General features: G+C 68.5%; 22 protein-coding genes. 9 read left to right on the top strand and 13 right to left on the bottom strand.

The genetic code is table 11. The features are described from left to right. Positions 1-56 precede the first annotated feature (56 nt). From dinB to ACQUQR_RS03220, 4 genes are all read left to right on the top strand, one after another. Complete coding sequence (dinB, locus tag ACQUQR_RS03235) at positions 57-1,298, top strand: DNA polymerase IV (protein ID WP_435194692.1); 1,242 nt, start codon at positions 57-59, stop codon at positions 1,296-1,298. Between the two features lie 66 nt (positions 1,299-1,364). Then, the gene (locus ACQUQR_RS03230) at positions 1,365-1,769 is read left to right on the top strand and encodes a hypothetical protein (RefSeq protein WP_435194691.1); all 405 of its coding nucleotides are present in this window, start codon (positions 1,365-1,367) and stop codon (positions 1,767-1,769) included. 39 nt (positions 1,770-1,808) lie between these two features. Continuing rightward, a complete protein-coding gene (locus tag ACQUQR_RS03225) occupies positions 1,809-2,084 on the top strand; it encodes a hypothetical protein (RefSeq protein WP_435194689.1) in 276 nt (91 codons plus the stop codon). A 49-nt stretch (positions 2,085-2,133) separates the two neighbouring features. Continuing rightward, entirely contained in the window at positions 2,134-3,894 is a 1,761-nt protein-coding gene (locus ACQUQR_RS03220; protein WP_435194687.1) for an ATP-binding protein, read from the top strand. On the opposite strand, the gene tpiA is transcribed toward ACQUQR_RS03220, so the two are convergent. The 9 genes from tpiA to hisC form a co-directional block, all read right to left on the bottom strand. Then, entirely contained in the window at positions 3,891-4,532 is a 642-nt protein-coding gene (tpiA, locus tag ACQUQR_RS03215; RefSeq protein WP_435194685.1) for a triose-phosphate isomerase, read from the bottom strand. The genes ACQUQR_RS03220 and tpiA overlap by 4 nt on opposite strands. A 62-nt stretch (positions 4,533-4,594) precedes the next feature. Further along, a complete protein-coding gene (locus tag ACQUQR_RS03210; protein WP_435194684.1) occupies positions 4,595-6,304 on the bottom strand; it encodes a glycoside hydrolase family 13 protein in 1,710 nt (569 codons plus the stop codon). 84 nt (positions 6,305-6,388) lie between these two features. Then, positions 6,389-6,838, bottom strand: a complete 450-nt coding sequence (locus tag ACQUQR_RS03205; RefSeq protein ID WP_435194682.1) for a pyridoxamine 5'-phosphate oxidase family protein — start codon at positions 6,836-6,838, stop codon at positions 6,389-6,391. A gap of 60 nt (positions 6,839-6,898) precedes the next feature. Further along, on the bottom strand, positions 6,899-7,060 hold the full coding sequence (locus ACQUQR_RS03200; protein WP_435194681.1) for a DUF7511 domain-containing protein: 162 nt from the start codon (positions 7,058-7,060) through the stop codon (positions 6,899-6,901). Between the two features lie 106 nt (positions 7,061-7,166). Then, positions 7,167-7,829, bottom strand: a complete 663-nt coding sequence (locus ACQUQR_RS03195; protein ID WP_435194679.1) for a DUF47 domain-containing protein — start codon at positions 7,827-7,829, stop codon at positions 7,167-7,169. A gap of 79 nt (positions 7,830-7,908) precedes the next feature. Next, entirely contained in the window at positions 7,909-8,448 is a 540-nt protein-coding gene (locus tag ACQUQR_RS03190) for a multiprotein bridging factor aMBF1 (RefSeq protein WP_435194677.1), read from the bottom strand. A 44-nt stretch (positions 8,449-8,492) separates the two neighbouring features. Continuing rightward, complete coding sequence (locus ACQUQR_RS03185; RefSeq protein ID WP_435194676.1) at positions 8,493-9,104, bottom strand: CDP-alcohol phosphatidyltransferase family protein; 612 nt, start codon at positions 9,102-9,104, stop codon at positions 8,493-8,495. Continuing rightward, a complete protein-coding gene (locus tag ACQUQR_RS03180) occupies positions 9,105-9,611 on the bottom strand; it encodes an adenylate kinase family protein (RefSeq protein ID WP_435194674.1) in 507 nt (168 codons plus the stop codon). It abuts the gene before it with no gap. Next, positions 9,608-10,675 carry a histidinol-phosphate transaminase gene (hisC, locus tag ACQUQR_RS03175; RefSeq protein ID WP_435194673.1) on the bottom strand — a complete coding sequence of 356 codons (1,068 nt, stop codon included), beginning with the start codon at positions 10,673-10,675 and terminating at the stop codon, positions 9,608-9,610. Before hisC ends, ACQUQR_RS03180 begins: the two co-directional genes overlap by 4 nt. 113 nt (positions 10,676-10,788) lie before the next feature. Between hisC and ACQUQR_RS03170 the strand changes: the two genes are divergently transcribed. Then, positions 10,789-11,247 carry a transporter gene (locus tag ACQUQR_RS03170; RefSeq protein ID WP_435194672.1) on the top strand — a complete coding sequence of 153 codons (459 nt, stop codon included), beginning with the start codon at positions 10,789-10,791 and terminating at the stop codon, positions 11,245-11,247. Positions 11,248-11,257: 10 nt separating this feature from the next. Here ACQUQR_RS03170 and ACQUQR_RS03165 read toward each other — a convergent pair whose 3' ends face one another. The 3 genes from ACQUQR_RS03165 to ACQUQR_RS03155 all read right to left on the bottom strand — a co-directional run bounded on the left by ACQUQR_RS03165 (position 11,258) and on the right by ACQUQR_RS03155 (position 14,121). Next, a complete protein-coding gene (locus tag ACQUQR_RS03165; RefSeq protein WP_435194670.1) occupies positions 11,258-12,331 on the bottom strand; it encodes a phosphotransferase family protein in 1,074 nt (357 codons plus the stop codon). Positions 12,332-12,390: 59 nt separating this feature from the next. Then, positions 12,391-13,299, bottom strand: coding sequence for a DUF5794 domain-containing protein (locus ACQUQR_RS03160; RefSeq protein ID WP_435194669.1), 909 nt, complete (start codon positions 13,297-13,299; stop codon positions 12,391-12,393). A 399-nt stretch (positions 13,300-13,698) separates the two neighbouring features. Then, positions 13,699-14,121, bottom strand: coding sequence for a hypothetical protein (locus ACQUQR_RS03155; RefSeq protein ID WP_435194667.1), 423 nt, complete (start codon positions 14,119-14,121; stop codon positions 13,699-13,701). A gap of 235 nt (positions 14,122-14,356) precedes the next feature. On the opposite strand from ACQUQR_RS03155, the gene guaB reads away from it, so the two are divergent. Continuing rightward, positions 14,357-15,838, top strand: a complete 1,482-nt coding sequence (gene guaB, locus ACQUQR_RS03150; RefSeq protein WP_435194666.1) for an IMP dehydrogenase — start codon at positions 14,357-14,359, stop codon at positions 15,836-15,838. Positions 15,839-15,899: 61 nt separating this feature from the next. Then, positions 15,900-16,193, top strand: a complete 294-nt coding sequence (locus tag ACQUQR_RS03145) for a hypothetical protein (RefSeq protein WP_435194664.1) — start codon at positions 15,900-15,902, stop codon at positions 16,191-16,193. Positions 16,194-16,245: 52 nt separating this feature from the next. On the opposite strand, the gene ACQUQR_RS03140 is transcribed toward ACQUQR_RS03145, so the two are convergent. After that, positions 16,246-16,518: a hypothetical protein gene (locus ACQUQR_RS03140; RefSeq protein ID WP_435194663.1), complete on the bottom strand. Its 273-nt coding sequence runs from the start codon at positions 16,516-16,518 to the stop codon at positions 16,246-16,248. A gap of 79 nt (positions 16,519-16,597) precedes the next feature. Between ACQUQR_RS03140 and ACQUQR_RS03135 the strand changes: the two genes are divergently transcribed. Both ACQUQR_RS03135 and fdhF read left to right on the top strand, forming a co-directional pair. Beyond that, entirely contained in the window at positions 16,598-18,088 is a 1,491-nt protein-coding gene (locus tag ACQUQR_RS03135) for an NADH-ubiquinone oxidoreductase-F iron-sulfur binding region domain-containing protein (protein ID WP_435194661.1), read from the top strand. Further along, positions 18,085-21,360, top strand: coding sequence for a formate dehydrogenase subunit alpha (gene fdhF / locus ACQUQR_RS03130; RefSeq protein ID WP_435194659.1), 3,276 nt, complete (start codon positions 18,085-18,087; stop codon positions 21,358-21,360). The genes ACQUQR_RS03135 and fdhF overlap by 4 nt, the downstream gene beginning before the upstream one ends. Positions 21,361-21,394 lie beyond the last annotated feature (34 nt).

Below are 21,394 nucleotides of genomic sequence, written 5' to 3'. Positions count from 1 at the left end.
TATCACTTCCGCCCCGGTTCCCGAAGGGTAAGGTGGCGGGCGTCGTATCCTCGGATATGGCACGCGGCCGCCTCCCCGGTGTCGAGCGCGACGAGCGGGTGGTCTGTCACGTCGACATGGACTGCTTTTACGCCGCTTGCGAGCGCCTGCGCGAGCCCGCGCTCGAGGGAGAGCCGGTCGTGGTCGGTATGGGGTACGAGCCGGGCGAGACCATCGGCGCGGTCGCCACCGCCTCCTACGAGGCCCGCGAGTTCGGCGTCGACAGCGCGATGCCCATCACGGAGGCCCTCTCGAAGCTCCCGCGGAAGGTCGACGCCGCGAAGGAGGGGAACGACCCGAGCGAAGCCGGGTTCTACCGCCCCGTCGACATGGCTTACTACAAGGAGGTCTCCCGGGAGGTGAAGGCCGTCCTCCACGACCTCGTCTCCTCGGCCGACCCCGACGGCGTCGTCCGTGAGGTCTCCATCGACGAGGCGTATCTGGACGTGTCCGGCGTCGGGTGGGACGGCGCCGAGGCGTTCGCCTACTCGCTGAAGAAGTGTATCGCAGAGGAGGTCGGCGTCACCGCGAGCGTCGGAGTCGCGCCGAACATGTCCACGGCGAAGGTGGCCTCGGATTACGAGAAGCCCGACGGCTGTACGGTCGTCCGCCCCGAAGACGTGGAGGCGTTTCTCGCCCCGCTTCCCGTCTCGGAGCTCCACGGCGTCGGCCCGAAGACCGCCGCCACGCTCGCGGAGGAGGGGATCGAGACGGCGGGGGAGCTCGCGGCGGCCGCCCCGTCTCTCCTCAAAAAGCGGTTCGGCGAGCGCGGCAAGGAGATTCACGCCCACGCGCAGGGCCGGGACGACCGCGCGGTCACGCCCGTCGGCAAGCCGAAGAGCCTCTCCTCGGAGTCGGCGCTCCCGCCCACCTCGGAACTGGAGACGAAACGCGACATCGTCCGCGGGCTCGCGAGCGAGGTCGCGGAACGCGCCGACTCGAAGGGCGCGCTCTACCGCACCATCGGCATCAAGGTCGTGGAGCCACCGTTCGAGGTGAACACCCGCGCGACCTCGCTGCCCGGCCCCGTCGCGAACCCCGATCTGGTGGAGCGGACGGCGCTCTCCCTGCTGGAGGAGTTCGACGACGTCCGCGTCCGCAAACTCGGCGTCAGAGTCTCGAACCTCTCGTTTTCCGACGCGGAGCAAGCCTCGCTCGCGGGGTTCGAGACCGGCGATATGGGAAGCGAGGTGGAACGGCCCCGCTCGTTCCCCTCGCGACCCGCACGCGGGCAGACCTCGCTCCAGGACTTCGAGTAGTACGTCGCGGGGTACCATGGACCAACCGTCCGGTAACGTTTTCCGACTCAGCGGACTGGCCGGAGTATGAGCAGTTCGACCCTCCAGTTCCTGCTGCTCGTCGTCGGGATGTCCATCGTGCTCGGTAGCGTGGTGGGCTTCTTCGCGATGCAGGACCAGGACTTCAAGTACGTCTACGAGCAGTCACACGACGACTACCCCCACAACGCCGGCCCGACCGGCTACTACGAGGAACTCTCCCCCGAGCAGCAACAGGCGGTCGACGCCGCCATCGCCGGCACCCCGCAGCGATACGAGGACGGGTCGGGCGTCCCGCCCGAGGTGGTGAAGAAGAACGGTACCTACCACGAGTTCGACGCGTTCTCGCATTTCGACTGGGGGAACCCGAACACGTTCGGTCCCGTGCTGGTGGGGCTGTTCGGGCTCGGGGTCACCGTCGAGGTGGCACGGCGTGACGTGCGACGGCCGTGACCGGCGAGTGCTTTTGTCCGGACTCGGCGTACAGACGGTATGAACAAACTCGCCCCCGTGGGTGACGACCGGTGGCAGCTCGCCCGGCACGCGCACGTCATCGTCCACGAGACCCGTGACGGCAACGAGTTCATCACCGTCTACGACTGCGGGGCGGCCCAGAAACCCCCCCGCGCGCAGGTCATCGGCAACCTCGTGCGCGTCGATGCCGACCACGAACTCGTCGCCCAGCCAACGGGCTACATCGCCAAGCTCCGGGAGCCGTCGATACTGGAGAAACAGGACGAGTCCCACTGGATCATTCGCGCGAACTGATAGGTGTCTGACGCGGACTTATCCCTTCCTCGCGTGAACTCGCGTCCAAATGGGAGACTCCGAGACGATTCGGGTTGGGGAGGAAAGCGAGGGTGAGCACGCCGGCCGCGCGGTGGAGCTGCCCGTCGTGGAACTCCTGACGGGCCGCGGCTTCGTGACCGGGAAGAGCGGTTCGGGCAAGTCGAACACCGCGTCGGTCATCGCGGAGAAGCTGCTGGACGGCGGGTACGGCCTCCTCATCGTCGACATCGACGGCGAATACTACGGCTTGAAAGAGGAGTACGAGATCCTCCACGTCGGCGACGACGAGGAGTGTGACCTCCGCGTCGGCGTCGAACACGCGGAGAAACTCGCCACGCTCGCGCTCGAACAGAACGTCCCCATCATCCTCGACGTCTCCTCCTTCCTCGACGAGCGCAACGCCAAGGAACTGCTCACCGAAGTCGCCAAGCATCTCTTCGCGAAGGAGAAGAAGCTGAAACAGCCCTTCCTGATGCTCGTCGAGGAGGTCCACGAGTGGATTCCCGAAGGCGGTGGCTTAGACGAGTGTGGCCGCATGCTCATCAAGGTCGGCAAGCGCGGCCGGAAACACGGGCTGGGCATCACGGGCATCAGCCAGCGCCCCGCCGACGTGAAGAAGGACTTCATCACGCAGTGCGACTGGCTCACGTGGCACCGGCTGACGTGGGGGAACGACACGAAGGTCGTCGGCCGTATCCTCGGGAGCGACTACGAATCGGCGGTCGAGGGGATGAACGACGGCGAGGCGTTCCTGATGACCGACTGGTCGGAGGACATCCGGCGCGTGCAGTTCGAGCGCAAGCGCACCTTCGACGCAGGCGCGACCCCTGGGCTCGACGACTTCGAGCGCCCCGAGCTCAAATCCGTCTCCGCCGACCTGATGGGGGAACTCGAAACCATCAGCGAGTCCCAGGAACAGCGCGAGTCGCGCGTCCAGCAGCTCGAGCTGGAGCTGAAGAACAAACAACAGCGCATCGAGGAGCTGGAAGAGGAGCTGGAGGAGGCCCGTGACCTCTCGCGGATGGCGGAGCAGTTCTCCCGCGCGATGATGGCCCACGCGACGGGGCGGGCGTTCCGGGAGGACATCACGGGCTATCAGTCCCAGCTGGAGGAGCATCTCCCTGCGGACGCGCTCGATGCACCCGATTTCGCCCGCGATGCCCCGGCGATGAACGGCGGGTCGGCGGAAAGCGAGGCGCAGGCCGACGGGGGGACGAGTGCGGCCTCGGACGCCAGCTCCGGCGTGGACTACGGCGCGACGGAGGCGCCCGACCCGGACGCGCTCGTCGCCGACGACTTCGGGGCCGAGCGCCAGGCTGAGGCGGCAAAGCGCATCAAGGACAGGCGGAAGGACAGCACGGAGAACGAGGGGACGGAAGAGCCTCCGGCGTCCTTCGACCCGCTCCCCTCGGACCACGGGGTCAGCCCCGACCAGCGTGCGCTGGTGAAGCGACTCCGCACGGAGATCGTGAAACTCGACGCCATCACGCAGGGGATGCTCGCCTTCTACCGCGAGTACGGCCCTGCCACGCCGATGGACGCCCACGTCGTCGCGGGCGGGGACGCCACCCGGACGGAGGCGTACCGGCGCAACGGGCTCCTCCGCGAACTGGGGCTCATCCAGCACGTCGCTCGCGGGGAGTACACCTCCAGCATCACCGAGCGCATCGACGAGGCCCACGAGAACCGCCTGGAGCCGGAGACGCTCGACGCCGCGGTCGCGGCCGTCGTCGAGGTGCTTCCCCCGGCGAAACCGCCAGAATCGGCAGAAGACTGGCCCGAGCCCTAGATTCCCGAGACGAGATCTTCTAAGGCGGCCTGCGGGTCGTCGGCTTTCGCGACGCCCGAGGCGAGTAGCACACCTTCCGCACCCAGCTCGCCAGCCGCGTCGAGGTCCTCACCCGTGGAGATGCCGGCGCCACAGAGCACGTCCACCTGGGGCGCGACGGCCTCGGCCGCGGCGACCGCGTCGGTGACGATGTCGGGATCGGCCTGCGAGACGGGCGTGCCGGTGCCGATGAGCTCCGGCGGCTCGACGGCGACCGCGTCGGGGCCGAGGACGCTCACCGCGCCGATCTGCCGGGGGTTGTTCGCACAGACGATGGTCTCCAGCCCGGCGCGCTCGGCGGCCTCGACGCCCGCGTCGATGTCCGCGAGCTTCAGCCGCCGCTCGGAGTGGTTGAGTAGCGTCCCCGTCGCGTAGTCGGCGACGGCCTCCGCGAGCGTCGAACCGGTGTGCGAGCCGTAGTCGTTCGGCGAGACGTGCTGGGCCCACGTCTCGACGCCGGTCTCGGCGACGGGCGCGAGCTGGGCGGCCTGCGGTGCGACGGCGATGCGGGCCCCGTGGTCGTCGGCGACGTTCGCGGCAGCGGTGGCGACGTCGACGGCGTCACAGGGGTACGCCTTGAGGTTGACGAGAACGAACATACTCCCACCCCGATGGGACGGATGAAATAACTGACCGTTCCGGCCGAACTTCTCCTCCCCGGTCAGTACCGGTAGACGACCGCCTCGTACGGCCGGAACGTCCCGCGTGGACCTTCCGAATCCGCGTAGTTCCCGATGACGACGGTCGCGTCGGCGAATCGCTCGTGTGCGAGGTCGACGGTGGCCGGCTCGGCCGACCAGTTCAGCACGACGAGCAGGCGCTCCTCGCCCAGCTCGCGGGTGTAGACGTAGAGCTGTTCGTCGTCGGGCAGGAGCAGGTCGTACGCGCCGTAGACGAGCGCGCCCTCCTCGTGGCGCAGCGCGATGATCTCCCGGTAGTGGTGCCAGACCGAGGCCGCGTCGGCGCGGGCCGCCGCGACGTTGATCTCGGGGTAGTTCTCGTTGACGGCGAACCACGGCTCGTGGGTGGTGAACCCGCCGTGCGGCTCGTCGGACCACTGCATCGGCGTCCGCGCGTGGTCGCGGCTCTGGTAGTTCACGAAGCCTCGAAGGTCGTCGAAGGAGTCCGCCTCGCCCGCGGCGATGGCGTCCTCGACCGCCCCGCGGATCATCGGGTCGTCCAGCTCCTCGAACCGGTCGAACGCGTCGTTCGTCATGCCGATCTCCTCCCCCTGGTAGATGTAGGGGGTGCCGCGCGTGGTCAACAGGAACGTGGCGAGCAGCGTCGCGCTCTCGCGGTGGTACGCCCCGTCGTGGCCGAACCGGGAGACGATACGCGGCTGGTCGTGGTTCCCGAGGTAGAGGGCGTTCCAGCCGTCGAGGTCGGTCTGCCAGCGGCTCATGATCCGTTTGAACTCGGGGAGGCTCCAGTCGCCCCACCCCTCCGGGTCCCACCGCCCCCGTGGTCCGGCGTCGATGTCCATGTGCTCGAAGTGGAAGATCATGTTCATGCCGTCGCCGTCTTCCCCGAGATACTCGTCCGCGAGGTCGACGGACACCTCGCTCATCTCCGCGACGGTCATCACGTCGTAGTGGGCGAACGTCCGATCGTAGAGCTCCCGGAGGTACTCGTGGATGCGCGGCCCGTTCATGAACTGGTCGAGCCCACGGGGGCGCCGCTCGTCCGTGCTGTCCGGATACCCCTCCGGCTTCGAGAGGAGGTTGATGGCGTCCAGTCGGAAGCCGTCGATCCCCTTCTCCAGCCACCACTCGACGAGCGAGACGACCTCGTCGCGGACGGCTGGATTGCCCCAGTTCAGGTCCGGCTGTTTCTCATCGAAGAGGTGGAGATACCACTGCCCCCGCGTCTCGTCGTAGGACCACGCGGAGCCACCCATGAACGACCCCCAGTTGTTCGGGGGGACGGGGTTCCCCTCCTCGTCCACGTCGCCGTCGTGCCAGTGGTAGTAGTTCTCGTAGCCGCTGACCCGTTCTCGAGAGTTCTGGAACCACTCGTGCTCGTCGGAGGTGTGGTTGACCACGAGGTCCATGAGGAGTTTCATGTCGTGGGCGTGGAGCTCCTGTAGGAGCGCTTCCCAGTCGGTCATCGTCCCGAACTCCGAGGCGATGGTCCGATAGTCGGCGATGTCGTAGCCGTTGTCGGCCTGTGGCGACTCGTAGACGGGACAGAGCCACACCACATCGACGCCGAGTTCGTCCAGATACCCGACCTTCTCGGTGATGCCGGGGAGGTCACCCACCCCGTCACCGTCGCTGTCGTTGAAACTGCGGGGATACACCTGATAGACGACCGCCTCCTTCCACCACTGCCGGTCGGGCGCGGGGGAGGCGGGTCGGTTCTGCGGGGGCATTATTACCCAGATGGACCACCCAGCCGGCCTTTGGTGTTCCGCTCTCCGGGTTCGGAGACGGCTCGGAGACGGCTCGGAGACGGTTCAGAGGGGGGCCGCCGACTCCGTCTGCGCCGTCAGCGACTCGGGGACGAGCCGGAAGAACCCGAACTCGAGGTCGCGGGGCGGTTCCCCGAACATCTCGACGAACGGGATGTCCACGCGTTCGAGCCCCGCGAGCGTCTCCGTCGCGATGGCCTCGTCCGTCGTCGGTTCGAGGTGGCCCGTCGCGATGACGCTCCGCCACCCGTCCTCGCCCGTGCCGTAGACGACGAACGAGACGGGGCGCTCGACGAGGGGCGCCTTCTCGTGGTCGCTGCCGAGGGCGAGCCGGAAGTAGAACGTCTCCGCGGTCGCGTCGTAGCCGTAGGAGACCGGCAGCGAGTGAGGGGGCGCACCGGCCGCACCCGCGAACGCGATGACACCGGTCCCGCCCGTCCCGAGGAACGCGTCCCGCGCCGTCGCGTCGAGTTCGGTCGTGCTCGTCGTGCTCATTCGTATCTGTAGGCGACGTGCGAGAATAGCGCTGTCGCGAGAGAAGGAGGGGTTCGACCGTTATCGGCAGTCGTCGAGGTCGAGGAACGCCGCGGCATCGGCCGAGAGCCACGTCGACATCCGGTCGATGTCGTCGAGCCCATCGGGGTAGACGGTCACCCGGTCGGGGGCGTCCACGTAGCAGACCAACTCGGCGTTCAGGGCGGTTCCCTTCGTGGTCATGTTTCTCCGTACTCGACGGTGTATAAAATACCCTGCTATGTTCTCTCAATAGCCGACCGGTCAGTGTCGTTCACCCACCGTTCGCTCGCCTTTCGTCCCCTCGCCGTCAGACCGTGCAGGCGCGCATGTACGCGAGGTGGTCGGCTGCGTCCTCGATGGTGTTCGGAACGGCGTCCATCCCCAACACGAGTTCGCGGTGGACGAGCGCCTCGGGTCCGTAGCCACCGGTGAACGTCTCACGGAGACAGTCGTCTTTCAGGTCGTCCGCCGCGGTTTCGAGCCGTCGAACCCGGTCGAGCGAGGCCCCGAGCGAGGGCGGGTCCGCGACCGTCGCCAGCGCACGAACGTACGACCGCGAGGCGGCAGCGAGCGTCTCGAAGGCGACACCCGCCACGTGCGCCATCTCCGCGAGCCCCTCACGGATGGGGCCCAGCGCCGGCTCGATGGTGTCCAGCTCCACGAGCACGCGCTCCGCGCTGGTGGCGATCTCACTGAGTGCGGTGAGATAGGTGACGAGCTCACCGCGCATCAGATACACCCGTCCGGCTTCGAAGCCGTCGATCCCCGCCAGGGTCGCCCGCAACTTCCGTGCACACTCGACCGTCTCGTCCTCGTGGTTCGAGACCGCCCGGATGGCCGCGGCGAACCGCTCGGTATCGTGGCCGTACGCGTCGATGGCGTCCGGAAGGACGTGGACGCACCGCTCGACCGCAGCGAGATACTCCGAGAACTGTTCACTGACGGGTCCGACTTGTTCGGCGCGCGCCATGCCGAAGGCTCTTCGAGTGATAGGAAAACGCTTCGTAATAGCGCTATAGAGGCCGAGATGGCCAACGGAGGCCTATATATCAGTCCTTCCGCTTGACCACGTCGCCGAGCGTCGTCGTCCCCATCGAGGAGCCGCTTTCCCACTCGCTGTCCTCGCTCTCCCCTTCGGTGAGCGAGATGCCGAGTGCCTTCTCCAGTTTCTTCTGGACGGAGTCGGACGGGAGCACGTCACCGCGTTCGACCTTCCGGATGAGGCTCGCCTTCTCGTTGAGCTGGTTCGCGAGCTCCTCCTGTGAGAGCCCCTTCGACTCGCGGGCGGTGCGGATTCGGTCGTCGTAGTCCGTCGCGACCTCGTCCATCTCGTCGAACATGTCGCGGCGACGGCGCGAGGAGCCGCCTCCCGAGCTACCGGACCCGGAGCCGGAGGTGCCGCCCCCCGAGGATTTCGAGGAGGAGGAGGACGAGGAGGTGGAGTACTTCGTCGACGTCGAGGAGGACTGCTGGGTTCGGACCTCCGTGCCGAAGTCCGCACAGTCGGCGCAGACGTCGAGCTCCGCGCCCTCGACTTTCACCGTCTTCGGGGCCCCGGTCTCGGCGCCGCACATCTCACACTGAACCATACCGGCCCTTTGCCAGCGCCGGGTATAAAACGCACGCCGTGGCGTTATTCCGCACCCAGCGCGCGCATCGAGTAGTAGAACCGCTGGAGTGCGGTGACGTGGCCCACCACGGCGAAGAACACCAACAGCAGGCCGACGAGTGAGAGCCCCCGCAGTTCGACGGGGGCGAACGGTGCCACTGCGGTCACGAGGCCGACGAGTGCGAGGCGGTCGGCCCGTCCCACGAGCCCCCCGTACACCCTGTCGAGGCCGACGGCCTGCGCCTGCGTCCCGAGATACGAGGTCATCAACACACCCGTGATGGCCGCGAGGCCGATGGCGTACTGCTCGACGCCGACCGCGAGCCCGACGATGATGACGATATCGGCGTAGCGGTCGAGCACGTGGTCGAGCAGGTCACCGGCGGCGGAGGCCGTGTCCGTCCGGCGCGCGACGGCGCCGTCGAGCAGGTCCAGCCAGCCGTTGAGGAAGACGAGGAGTGCTCCGGCGAGGTAGAGTATCGGGGTCGCGCCCGCGAGCACGTACGTCCCGCCCGCCCCCACGGCGAGGAGGAAGGCGACGACGGAGATGGTGTCGGGCGTGGCGCCCACCGCGAGGGCGAGCTTCACCCACGGTTCGAGCAGGCGGTTCGCCACGCTTCGGAACCGGTCGAGCATTCAGAGCCACCCCACGAAGTCCACCTCGCCGGCGCTCGGTTCGCGGTCGCCGGCGATCACGGCCTCGATCTCCTCGGCGACCTCCGCCGGCGTCCGGTTCGTCGTATCGACCTCGTGCACCGAGTCGAGTCCGTGTTCGTGGACGGCTTCCGAGAGGATCACGTCGAGGGCTTCGGCCTCCGCATTTTCCGTCGCCTTGGCCTCCGTCTCCCCGCGCTCTCTCAGCCGGCGCTCCAGCTCCTCGGGGTGACACCGCAGGACGACGACCCGGTCGACGGGGAACCGGTGGGCGAGATGCGACTCCACGAGGATGTCGTCCTTGCCGGCGAGCCACTCCCCGAGCGCGTCCATATCGGCGTAGAGACTCCCCCGGTCGGGGTCCGTCCCCGTGGAGAGCCCCTCCTCGCGAATCACGTCGTTCAGGTGGATCACCGCGAGGTCGGTCTCCACCGCCTCGGTCGCGCTCGTCTTCCCCGTGCCGGGGGTGCCGGTGACCGCGACCCTCATAGCGCGTCGTTGATGACCTCGACGGCGCGCTTCGTCTCGGCCTCGGTCCCCGTCGTGATGCGGATACACTCGGGCAGACCGAACGACGAGGTGTCGCGGACGATGACGCCCTCGCGTTTCGCGGCCTCGAACACCTCCGTCCCGTTCCCGACCTCCGCGAGCACGAAGTTCCCCGCGGACTCCCACGTCGGGGCCTCGAGGGTGTCACGGATGTACTCGCGAGCCCACTGCGCGCCCGCCACCGTCTTCTCGACGTGTTCCGTATCCTCCAGCGCGGCAAGCCCGGCGCGGCAGGCGATCTCCGAGGCCGCGAAGGGGGTGTTCACCCGGGCGTAGGCGTCGGCCCACGCCTCCGGGACGACCGCGTAGCCGAGTCGAACCCCGGCCAGCCCGTACGCCTTCGAGAAGGTCCGGAGGACGGCGAGGTTCTCGTAGTCGTCGAACAGCGTGACGGCGCTCGGCGAGTCGGAGAACTCCGCGTACGCCTCGTCGACGAGGACGAGCGTCTCGTCGTCGACGGTCTCGGCGAGCGCCTCCACCTCGGAGAGCGGCATCTCGCTCCCGGAGGGGTTGTGCGGCGACGTGACGTAGATGATGCGCTCCCCGTCGTAGTGTGCGAGGACGTTCGCCGCGGTCTGTGCGAAGTCCGTCTCCTTCTCGATGGGGTACTCCGCGACCGTCCCGTGGTGGTAGCGCGCGGACATCGCGTAGTAGGCGAAGCCGGGTTTCGAGACGAGCACGCGGTCGCCGGGGTCGAGGAACGTCCGTGCGAGGTAGTCGAGCGCGCCGTCCCCGCCGTTGGCGAGCCACACCTGCTGGGGGGTGACGTCGAACCGCTCCGCCAGCCCCGCGCGGAGGTCCGCCGCGGAGGACTTGGGGTAGGTGTGTACCTTCGGCGCGTACGCCTCGATCGCTTCGATGGCCTTCGGCGCGGGGCCGAAGGCGTTCTCGTTCGAGGAGAGCTTGATGAGCGACTCGGTGTCGAGCCCGAGTTCGCGAGCCACCTCCTCGATACCACGACCCGCCTCGTAGGCGACGTGCGAAGAGAGGTCCCGTGGTTCCATACTCGGTGACGGGGGCGCACCGTTCTTAAGCGTGTGCAAGCCGAGTCGACGCGAGTCAAACAGGTGTGGCTCGTCACGAAATGATTGATTAGGCGTCCGCGCGCCCTCCCCGTATGGCACCGATCGACCTCGTCGTCTCGTATGCGGTTCACATGCTCTTCGCGGCCGCCTGGACCGGCGCCGTGTTGTTCTTCGCGTGGGCCGTCCTCCCACTCGCTCGCGACGGGACCGTCGCACCGGAGGTACTCGGACGGACCACCGGCAAACTCACCACGCTCACCCGCGCGTCGGCCGTCGTGCTCTTCGTCACCGGGGGGCACCAGGCCGGCCGGCTCTACACGGTCGAGAGCCTGACCGGCTCCCAGCTGGGACATCTCGTCGTGACGATGCTGGTGCTCTGGCTCGCGCTCGCCGCGCTCGTCGAGATCGGCGCGAGCAAGATCCGCTCGGGCGTCGACGAGGAGAAGGTCCGCACCCCGGCACACGACGCCCACACGATCTTCCGGGCGGCGAGCGTCGTCGCCGTGCTGTTGCTTCTGGACGCGGGGGTCCTCGCCGTCGGCGGCTTCTAGCTCCCGACGGCTAGCCGCCGTCGATGATCCCCTCCCCGATGAGCGCCATGTAGCTCACCCACGGTTTCCACTCGGACTCCGCGCCGGCCTCGACCCGGAGCCGATGGAGGTCCGCCCACACCGCCCCGAGCATGAACGCGGCGTTCGCCCGGTAGAATCGCTCGTGCTCGAAGGCGGTCCCCGTCCGTGCCTCGTAGCGTGCGACCAGCGCCTCCCGCGAAGGACTGCCCGGCTTCGCCGTGAACGGCGCGAGCCCCGCCTCGTTCGCTCGTCGGATCGTCGAGAGCGCATCGTGGCCCGGGTACGCATCCTCCAGCGGGGCCAGCGAGATCGGTTCGTCGTCCTCGTCGCGCCACCGGAGGAGGAGATAGCCCACCTCGCCCAGGGGGTCCCCGAGCATCGCGGTCTCCCAGTCGAGGACACCGGTGAGTTCGGGGAGAGAATCGCCCGAGAACAGCACGTTTCCCGGTCGGTAGTCACCGTGGACGAGCGTCCGCACGCCCGTCTCCGGCGCGTTCCTCGCCAGCCACTCTCCGACCCCGCGGAGCCGTGGGAAGGGCTCGCCCGTCGCGTCGGCTACCACGTCCAGCCGTCCCCGATCGTGGGCGACCTGGTCGGCCACCGTGTGCTGGTCACAGACGCCTTCGAACGGCGCTGTCTCGAGGGTGTGCATCGTCGCCAGCGTGTCGACGAGCCGATGGGCGAGTCGCTCGCGAGCCGCCGGGGTCCGGAACCGCTCCGGCAGGTCCGAGCCGAGAGGGACCGTCTCGCCGGGGAGGTACCTCGTCACGGTGAACGGGGCACCGAGAAGCGACGGGTCCTCACAGAGATGGATCGGTTCGGGAGCCGGAAGGGAAGTCGCTACGAGGCGGTCGAGCACCCGGTACTCCGTCGCCACGTCGGTGAACATCCCCGTCTGCCGGAGGTCGTTCGGTCGCCGGAGGATGTATCGTTCCGCCGGGGTCGTCACTTCGAGCACGAGATTCAGCCCGTCACTCAGCGTCTCGATGCGCTCGATGTCGATGCCGAGCACGTCGCGGAGATGGGATTCGAGGGCGGGGAACTCGGGGTCGGCGGTCGGCATACCTGAAGGTGTCGGGGTCGGAAAATACGTCTTGGGGAGGGGTGAGGACGGGTGTCAGCTCAGAGCCACGGCGCGCGGTCGCCGTCGCCCAGCGAGGGGCCGTCGGACTCCTCCGTGTCGATGGAGATGTCCGCGTCGTCCTCGTACTCCTCGTCTTCGTACTCCGCCTCCGCGTCGTCGGCCTCGACCTCGTCGCCACCGTCGGTGACGGCCGCGGCGGAGTCGCCGACGCTCTGGGTCCCTTCGGGGTCGAACGCCAGCAGACCCGTGACACCGAGGACGGCGAGCGCGAGGGGGACGTTCGCCTGGATGATGCCGAGGATGCTGAGCGGCAGCACCCCGAGCGCGACGGCGCTCCCGAAGCGGAAGCGGTCGATGTTGACGGAGCCGCGGAGCCACGGGGCGAACAGGGCCGCGCTCAGCGCGAAGGCGACGCCGACACCGGCGGCAGCCGCGCCGCGGGCGACGAGCATCGGGTCCGTGACGAACTGGATCGTCACCGCACCGGGCTGGAACGAGGCGATGAGCCCGAGGCCGATGATGACCCCCGGCGAGGGGAGATACTCCCCGACCGTCGCGGAGGCCGTCTTCGCCGCGATGGCGAGGATGACGAGCGCCGCGAAGCGCGTGAAGATCTCCATGTTCAGGAACGACTGGATGGTCGGCGCGAGCGCGGCTTCGATGGTCGCGACGCCGATGATGAGCGCGCCGACGGCGAGCACCGAGGCGACCTGCTCGCGGCGGGTCCCCTCCATCTCGGCGAGGACGACGGCGAGAGTGGCGGAACCGCCGAAGATGAGCAGCCCGACCTCGATGATGCCGAGCGTGGTGCTCAACGCCCCGGCGAGGACGACGGCTGGGAAGATGCCGTCGACGAGCGGGAGGCCCATGACGGTCGCGAGAAGCTTCGTCCCTTCACCCACGGTGCGCTCTAGGCGGAGCGCGATCGGATGGCGTGAAACGCTCATCTCAGGCGGCGTGGCGATACCCCGTCGCCGATGGGTGATGGGATTCGCGATACGAGTGGCAGGCGTGCACGGATTTCCGCCCGAGCCAGTCGAATGCGAAGTTCTCCGCTTTATTCCCAGTCGCGAGTGTAAATGTAATGCCGGCGTCGAGGCTGGTTTGCCCGGCGTTACGCTGCGCGATGGGACATGCGGAGTCCATATCCCAAACAATTGTTGACGCAATCATAAGTGTTGTGTGAGGCTTGCCCGCATGGCTCGGGAACTTTTGGCTCGTTTCCGCCCCGATTGTTCGCTTTCGACCGATATTCGACAACTCCCTGCACGACTGTACACCGACGGGGTCCGTTCCCGAACACCGGTCGTCCGCGACGGCTCCGGGTCGACGAGTTGGCTGCTGGCTCAGCCCGCCGACTCGCCCGCGTCCGCGGTGTCCGAGCTGGGTAGCATCTCCCGACGGGTGGTCATGATGACCCCGCTCGTGAGCATCAGGACGGCGATGGCGACCATCCCCGCGTCCCCGCCCATCATCGAGCCCGACAGCATCCCCGGCCGCATCCCCATCTCCGCGGGCATCAGCGCCTGCAGCGCGAGCATGAGGGCCGAGTAGCCGACCATCAGTGGGCCGCTGGCCCGACCGAGTTTCCCAGCGAGGGGAGTGAGCAGGGCGACGCCGTGGGCGAGCACGACGACTCCCACCAGGAGCATGAGCCAGTCGGTCGTCGTCATCCCCATCATCCCCATCGTCGAGAGCCACACCGAGTAAGCGCCCGAGACGAGCGCGATGGCACTCCCGTAGAGCCGCATCGTCGAAATCCGTTCCATGGTCGACAGTTCGCGCCTCGGACCCAACTACCTTCGGGGGGTGTGCGGGTCGCACGCGGACGGCGACGAGACAGATGTTCTGACCGCTGGCAGAGCACACATACTCACTAACGTGTGTATCCACGGGGGTGGAGCATCGACCCGGTGCGTGGTCGTGTGGGTTCGTGGCGTGGTTCGTGGCCACGAACATCCCCTATCTCGCAACGTTTTTCCGATGTGCCTCCGCACCGCTTACATGGCGAAGGATTCCGCTCCGTTCTCGCAGAAACTTCAGGTACCGGAGTCGCTGACGTTCGACGACGTGCTGCTCCGACCGATGGAGAGCCGCGTCGAGCCCGACGAGGCCGACACCACCACACGCGTCTCGAAGAACGTCGAACTCAACATCCCGGTCCTCTCGGCGGCGATGGACACCGTGACCGAGGCCGACCTCGCCATCGAGATGGCCCGGCAGGGTGGCCTCGGCGTCCTCCACCGGAACATGGACGTGTCTGAGACGGCAGAGCACGTCACGCGCGTGAAGCGCGCGGACGAACTCATCATCCGTGATGTCGTCACCGCGGCCCCCGAGCAGACCATCGAGGAGGTCGACCGGATGATGGCCCACGCCGGCGTCTCCGGGGCACCCGTCGTGAACGAGGACGACGAGGTGCTCGGGATCATCTCCGGCACCGACATCCGCCCCTACCTCGAGGTCGGTGAGGCCGACCTCGTCTCCGACGCGATGACCGACGAGGTCATCACCGCGACGGAGGACGTCGACGCGCGGGAGGCGCTGGAGCTCATGTACGAGCACAAGATCGAGCGCGTCCCCATCGTCGACGCCGAGAACCATCTCGTCGGCCTCGTGACGATGCGCGGCATCCTCTCCCGGCGCGAGTACGACGCCGCCGCCCGCGACGAGCAGGGCCGCCTCCGAGTCGGGGTCGCCGTCGGCCCGTTCGAGACGGACCGCGCGACCGCGGCCGACGAGGCCGGTGCGGACGTGCTGTTCATCGACTGTGCGCACGCGCACAACCTCAACGTCCTCGACTCCGCGAAGGAGATCAAGCAAACAGTGGAGGCCGATGTCGTCGTCGGGAACATCGGCACCCGGGAGGCTGCGGAGGCCGCCGTCGACTTCGCCGACGGCCTCAAGGTGGGTATCGGCCCCGGCTCCATCTGTACCACGCGCGTCGTCACCGGCGCGGGGATGCCCCAGATCACGGCCGTCACGGAGGTCGCCGACGTGGCCGTCCAGGAGGACGTGCCGGTCATCGCCGACGGTGGGATTCGCTACTCCGGTGACGCCATCAAGGCCATCGCCGCGGGCGCCGACGCCGTCATGCTCGGCTCCTACTTCGCCGGCACGGACGAGGCCCCCGGCCGCGTCATCACGATGAACGGCAAGAAGTACAAGCAGTACCGCGGGATGGGCTCCGTGGGCGCGATGCAGTCCGGCGGCGGCGACCGCTACCTGAAGGACGCCGACGAGGACGACGAGTACGTCCCTGAGGGTGTCGAGGCCGCGACGCCGTACAAGGGCTCGCTGGAGAGCGAACTCCACCAGCTCGTCGGCGGGATGCAGTCCGGGATGGGCTACGTCGGTGCCGCGACGATTCCGGAGTTCAAAGAGCGCTCGCGGTTCGTCCGCGTCTCCTCCGCGGGCCAGACCGAGGGCCACCCCCACGACGTGATGATCACGGACGAGGCGCCGAACTACTCGCCCGGCGAGTAAGCGCGTCCGTCCCGCTCGTGGAGAACCCAAGCGTCTTGTCTCCCTTTCTCCACCCCCGAGTATGTCCATCGTCTCGTCGCTCCCGAACCGGGGACTCACGCACAGCGAGCTGGACGCCCTCCGCGAGGTCGACCGCGTCGACGCCGTCCACCCGGTGTTCGGCCGGGAGGACGGGAAGGTGGCCTACGGCTTCGTGCTCGTCGCCGGGCGCTCGGTCCGGGGGGTGGCCTACGCGGCGCGCAGCGGGACCTGGTCGGTCGTCGCGGAGACCACCTTCGAGGCGGCGGATGCGGAGGGCGAGGCCGTGGTCACCGATGTCCAAGAGAAGGTCGTACGCCGGGTCGAGCAGGGGTGACTACTCGGCGGCGCGGTAGTAGGGGAGGTGGTGGCGAGCCGAGAAGGTACAGTCACCCGAGCTCCATGCGTTCGGCGCGCTCGCGGGCCAACTCGGCGAGCTCGTCGACATCGCTGTCCGACTGGTCGGCGAGGACGCGCAGGAGCATCCCGAGCTGGACCGCCGCGGCCTCCCGGAGCGCCGTGGCGTCCTCGGTGTCGTTGCCGAAGTAGTACTCGCGGCGACCGTCCGCGTGGATGATGCCCGTGTAGACGGACTGGAGGTCCGGCTCGGAGAGCGCGGCCACGGCCCGGTCGGTGACGGTCTCGAACTGGGGGTTCGTCATGCTCCGAGTGACGGACAGCAACCACCTAACGCTTCGTGGTGGGTGTGGATTTTTGCCCTCTCGGTGTGAACCCCTGTCAATGAGTTCTGTGGACGGGCCGAGCACCGATGCGCGTGCGGTTCGCGTCTCCGCCCCCTTCGACAGCACGGCCGCGGACCGCGTCGCGCGAGCGGCGCGTGAGACCGCCGCCGATACCCCGGTCGTCCGGACGGGGCCGAGCGGTGCCGGCGTCCTGCTCCTCGCGACCGCCGACGGCGAGACGGTGGTCCACCGGCACCCCGAGGCGGCGACGGTCCGGGAGGTGGTGCGGGCGGTCGAGGCCGGCAACCCGCTGCCGGGCGAGACCATCACTCACGACCCGGACACGACGACGCTTCCCGTCCCGAGCGAGGGGCCGCTCGCGGTCGGGACACGACGGCTCCTCGCCCCCTGCGGCTGGCGCGACCCCCTCGATCCGACGGCGTGGACGTTCGTCTCGACGACTGAGAACGCGGAGCCTGTGGCGGGGACGAGCCTTCGGGGCCGCGGCCGCGGGGACGCCGCACGCGACGACCTCGTCAGTGAGGCGTGGACGACCGTGCGCGAGCAGGACGGAGAGCCGGTCGTCGTCTGCAACGCGAACGAGGCGAGTCGCCTCCCACAGGGTGACCGGACCCTGCTCGCTGGCGCCCCGCTGGCGGTGCTCGACGGGATCGCTGCCGTGGCCGACTTCGTCGGCGCGGCGGACGCAGTGCTGCTCGTGAACGAGACCGAGACCGCGCTTCAGCGGCATCTCCGTGATGCCACCGACGCGGTAGCCGACCGGCTTCCGGTGGTTCCACAGCTCGTCGCCGGCCCCGACGTGTACCGCGCAGGCGAGCCGACCGCCGCGCTCGAGGGACTGGAGGGGGCAGACCGCATCGAACCGCGGCTGCAACCCCCGACGCCCGCCGAGTACGGGCTGTACGGCCGGCCCACGGTCATCCACACTCCGCGGACGTTCGCGCACGTCCGGCAGGCCATCGCAACCCCCGGCGCGTACACCGGTCGCGACCCCGGAACGAGACTCGTCACGGTCGCGGGCGAGGTGGCGGACCCGGTGACCGTGGAGCTGGCGCCCGACGACAGTCTCGCCGGCGTGCGGGGGGCCGTCGACCTCGATGAAGGGTTCGAATTCGCCGTCGTGGGTGGGGAATTGGGCGGGCAGACCCGTGACCTCGATATCGCCCCCACCGCCCGGGCGCTCACGGCGGCCGGGCTCGGCACCGACGGCGTGGTCGAGCTGTTCTCGGACCGGTGTCCCGTCGCCGTCGCAGGCGAGCGGGCCCGGTTCGCGAGCGAGGAGAACAGCGGCCGATGTGTCCCCGGCCGGGAGGGGACGAAACAGCTCACCGAACTCCTGCGAGACGTGTACTCCGGGGCGTTCGACCCCGAGAAGATCCGCGAACTCGCGCGGGTGATGCGACGCTCCAGCAACTGCCTGGTGGGGGCGCAGGCCCCCCGCCCGGTCACCACCGCAATCGAGGCGTTCGAGCCGGAGTTCCGCGCGCACACCGACGGCCGCTGTTCAAGCGACAGGTGTTTCCAGTGAGTACCCACGACCATCTCCCCGGCGTACCCGACATCGACGACCCGACCCCCGAGACGCCCGTCACGGCGACGTTCGAGACGGGGACGGCGAACGACCCACCCGTCGGGACCCTGGAGGGGCCGACCACCCTCACCGTCGACGGCGAGCCCGTCACCGTCGATGCGGGAGCGACGCTCATCGACGCCATCGAGGCCATCGACTCGGTGCGCGTCGGCGGCGACGGGGTGGACACGGACGCCGACATCCCCGCGCTGTGTCACTACGACCGCGAGGGAGAGTGTGGCGACGACATCGGGCCGCGCAGTGAGTGTCGGACCTGCATGGTCGACACCGACGACCACGGGCTCGTCCCCGCCTGTTCGTTCCCCGCGGAGGACGGCCTCTCGGTCGAGACCGACACCCCCGATGCCGACGAGGCGCGCAGCGTCAACCTCGATTTAGTCCTCTCGAACCACAACCTCCGGTGTACGACCTGCAACGGCAACGGTCGGTGTGAGCTGCAGGACGCCGCCATCTCGGAGGGCGTCGACCACCCGCGCTACGGCGTCTTCGACGACCGGAGCGAGTACGAGCCGCTCGACGACAGCTCCTCGTTCATCCAGATCGACCGCAACAAGTGCATCATGTGCACCCGGTGTGTCGACGCCTGCAACGACGTGCAGGTGGAGGGCGTCCTCCGCGTGGAGGGCCACGGCGAGGACACCCGCATCGGCTTTCAGTCCGAGGCGGAGACGATGGCCGACTCCGACTGCGTCTCCTGTGGCCACTGCGCCACCGTCTGCCCTACGGGTGCGCTCACGGAGAAGGACATCGGCGGGGCCGGGACGCTCCCGCTCCCGGGGTTCACCCAGCGCAACTCCATCGGGAGCGTCATCGAACACGAACCCGCGGAGACGATCGACGACACGCCCGCGCCGAACCGCTCGTTCGGCGTGCCCGGGGTCGAAACCGAGAAACCGGGGCTCGCCGGCTTCGCGGCACGGGCTAGACGGCAGGCGGAGGGGCTCGCGGGCGCACTCGGTCGGCAGGCGTTCCTCGCGGCGGAGCACACGGCCGAGAGCGTCGCGTCGAACACCCTCTCGGAAGGGCGGCTCTTCGACATCGCCAGCCTCGTCGCGGACCACCGGCTCGGCGAGATCGAGAAAGCCGAGACCACCTGCGGGTTCTGTGCGGTCGGCTGCCGGTTCGAGATGTGGGGGAAAGACGGCGACACCCTCGGCGTCGTTCCCGTCGCCGATCCGGACGCGGCACCCGCGAACGACTTCTCCACGTGCGTGAAGGGGAAGTTCGGCCACGAGTTCGCGAACAGCGAGGGACGCCTCCGAAAACCCCTCGTACGGAACGACGAGGGAGAGCTCGAACCCGCGTCGTGGGACGAGGCGCTCGACCTCGTGGCCGACCGGCTCTCCGGGATTCAAGAGGAGCACGGCATCGACAGCGTGGCCTGTCTCGCCTCCTCGAAGGGGACCAACGAGGAGGCGTATCTCGTCCAGAAGTTCGCCCGGCAGGTGCTCGGGACGAAGAACATCGACAACTGCGCGCGGCTCTGTCACTCCTCGACCGTCGCCGCGCTCCAGCAGACGGTGGGCTACGGCGCGATGACGAACCGCATCAACGAGGACGTGGGGGAGGCCGACGCCTACCTGATCTCGGGGTCGAACACCACCGAGTCACACCCGGTGCTCGCCACGCGCATCAAGCGAAACGTCCGGAACGGGGCCGACCTCGTCGTCTTCGACCCCCGGAAAATCGGCATCGCGGAGCACGCCACCCAGTACACCCGGACGAATCCGGGCTACGACGTGACGTGGCTCAACGGGCTCATCCGCTATCTCATCGAGAACGACCTGCACGACAGCGCGTTCATCGAGCGCAACACGCGGAACTTCGAGGCACTGAGAGAGAAGGTGCAGGCGTTCACCCCCGAGAAGGTCGAGGAGCTCGCAGGGGTCACGCCAGAGGAACTCGCCTCCGCGGCCGAGACGCTGGCGTCCGCGGAGACGGTCGTCTTCGGCTGGGCGATGGGGATGACCCAGCAGCGCCACGGCACCGAGAACCTGCTGGCGATGGCCGATCTCGCGCTCGTCCTCGGGCAGGTCGGTAAGCCCGGCGCGGGCCTCTCTCCCTTCCGCGGCCAGAACAACGTACAGGGCGGTGGCGGGGATATGGGCACCCTCCCGGGGAGCCTCCCCGGCTATCAGGACCCCGCGGACGACGAGGTCGGCGAGACGTTCGCCGCCGTCTGGGGCGAACGGCCACCCGAGGAACCGGGGCTCAAGGTCCCCGAGATGTTCACCGAGATCCACGCGGGGAACCTCAGGGGGATGTACGTCGTCGGCGAGAACCCCGCGCTCTCCGAACCCGACATCCAACACGCTGCCGAGGGACTCGAGGAACTGGAGTTCCTCGTCGTTCAGGACGTCTTTCTCACCGAGACCGCGGAGTACGCGGACGTGGTGTTGCCTGCGGCAGCCGCCCCCGAGAAACACGGCACCTTCACCAACACCGAACGCCGGATTCAGCGCGTGCGGCCGTCCTCCTCGCCGCCCGGCAAGGCGCGACAGGACTGGGCGATCACCCAGGCGCTCGCCCGCCGGCTGGGGTACGACTGGGCGTACGACCACCCCCAGGAGATCATGGCCGAGATCGCTTCCCTCACGCCCATCTACGGCGGGGTCACCTACGACCGGCTCGAAGAGGGCGAACACGGCCTCCAGTGGCCCTGCCCCGACGAGGACCATCCGGGGACCCCCTATCTCTACGACTACGAGGAGGGGAACTTCAACTTCGAGGACGGGAAGGCCCGGTTCGTCCCCGCCGACGGCGGACATCCGGGCGAGCTCCCGGACGAGACGTACCCCTACACCCTCACCTCCGGACGGGTGCTCTACCACTGGCACACGGGCCAGATCACCCGGAGGGTGGAGGGACTCATGCACCACGTCGGCGAGAGCTTCGTCGAGATCTCGCCCGAGACCGCGACGGGACTGGGCGTCGCCGACGGCGAGTACGTCCGCGTGGCGTCCCGTCGCGGCTCCATCGTCGTCAAGGCCACCGTCACGGACCGGGTCGGCCCCGGCACGCTGTTCATCCCGATGCACTTCGCCGCGGGCGCGGTGAACAAGCTCACGGGGGAGACGTTCGACCCGACAGCCGGTATCCCGGAGTTCAAAGTGTCGAGCGTTCGCGTGGAGCGGCTGGGCCCGGAGACGGACGAATCCGTGTTGAAGACCCCCGACGCGGGCCGCGGCAGTGGAGCCGCGGACGACTGACCACGCGCCGATAGGCGAATGCCCGCTCGCGCCC

Origin of the sequence: Natronomonas sp. EA1 (assembly GCF_051195035.1) — an archaeon.
GTDB lineage: Archaea > Halobacteriota > Halobacteria > Halobacteriales > Haloarculaceae > JBNTJV01.
This window is presented reverse-complemented; position numbering and strand designations above follow the sequence as displayed.

Excerpts from the sequence above, each read along its gene's own strand:
- dinB (WP_435194692.1), top strand. The coding sequence starts at position 57 with ATGGCACGCGGCCGCCTCCCCGGTGTCGAGCGCGACGAGCGGGTGGTC.
- ACQUQR_RS03230 (WP_435194691.1), top strand. The coding sequence starts at position 1,365 with ATGAGCAGTTCGACCCTCCAGTTCCTGCTGCTCGTCGTCGGGATGTCC.
- ACQUQR_RS03225 (WP_435194689.1), top strand. The coding sequence starts at position 1,809 with ATGAACAAACTCGCCCCCGTGGGTGACGACCGGTGGCAGCTCGCCCGG.
- ACQUQR_RS03220 (WP_435194687.1), top strand. The coding sequence starts at position 2,134 with ATGGGAGACTCCGAGACGATTCGGGTTGGGGAGGAAAGCGAGGGTGAG.
- tpiA (WP_435194685.1), bottom strand. The coding sequence starts at position 4,532 with ATGTTCGTTCTCGTCAACCTCAAGGCGTACCCCTGTGACGCCGTCGAC.
- ACQUQR_RS03210 (WP_435194684.1), bottom strand. The coding sequence starts at position 6,304 with ATGCCCCCGCAGAACCGACCCGCCTCCCCCGCGCCCGACCGGCAGTGG.
- ACQUQR_RS03205 (WP_435194682.1), bottom strand. The coding sequence starts at position 6,838 with ATGAGCACGACGAGCACGACCGAACTCGACGCGACGGCGCGGGACGCG.
- ACQUQR_RS03200 (WP_435194681.1), bottom strand. The coding sequence starts at position 7,060 with ATGACCACGAAGGGAACCGCCCTGAACGCCGAGTTGGTCTGCTACGTG.
- ACQUQR_RS03195 (WP_435194679.1), bottom strand. The coding sequence starts at position 7,829 with ATGGCGCGCGCCGAACAAGTCGGACCCGTCAGTGAACAGTTCTCGGAG.
- ACQUQR_RS03190 (WP_435194677.1), bottom strand. The coding sequence starts at position 8,448 with ATGGTTCAGTGTGAGATGTGCGGCGCCGAGACCGGGGCCCCGAAGACG.
- ACQUQR_RS03185 (WP_435194676.1), bottom strand. The coding sequence starts at position 9,104 with ATGCTCGACCGGTTCCGAAGCGTGGCGAACCGCCTGCTCGAACCGTGG.
- ACQUQR_RS03180 (WP_435194674.1), bottom strand. The coding sequence starts at position 9,611 with ATGAGGGTCGCGGTCACCGGCACCCCCGGCACGGGGAAGACGAGCGCG.
- hisC (WP_435194673.1), bottom strand. The coding sequence starts at position 10,675 with ATGGAACCACGGGACCTCTCTTCGCACGTCGCCTACGAGGCGGGTCGT.
- ACQUQR_RS03170 (WP_435194672.1), top strand. The coding sequence starts at position 10,789 with ATGGCACCGATCGACCTCGTCGTCTCGTATGCGGTTCACATGCTCTTC.
- ACQUQR_RS03165 (WP_435194670.1), bottom strand. The coding sequence starts at position 12,331 with ATGCCGACCGCCGACCCCGAGTTCCCCGCCCTCGAATCCCATCTCCGC.
- ACQUQR_RS03160 (WP_435194669.1), bottom strand. The coding sequence starts at position 13,299 with ATGAGCGTTTCACGCCATCCGATCGCGCTCCGCCTAGAGCGCACCGTG.
- ACQUQR_RS03155 (WP_435194667.1), bottom strand. The coding sequence starts at position 14,121 with ATGGAACGGATTTCGACGATGCGGCTCTACGGGAGTGCCATCGCGCTC.
- guaB (WP_435194666.1), top strand. The coding sequence starts at position 14,357 with ATGGCGAAGGATTCCGCTCCGTTCTCGCAGAAACTTCAGGTACCGGAG.
- ACQUQR_RS03145 (WP_435194664.1), top strand. The coding sequence starts at position 15,900 with ATGTCCATCGTCTCGTCGCTCCCGAACCGGGGACTCACGCACAGCGAG.
- ACQUQR_RS03140 (WP_435194663.1), bottom strand. The coding sequence starts at position 16,518 with ATGACGAACCCCCAGTTCGAGACCGTCACCGACCGGGCCGTGGCCGCG.
- ACQUQR_RS03135 (WP_435194661.1), top strand. The coding sequence starts at position 16,598 with ATGAGTTCTGTGGACGGGCCGAGCACCGATGCGCGTGCGGTTCGCGTC.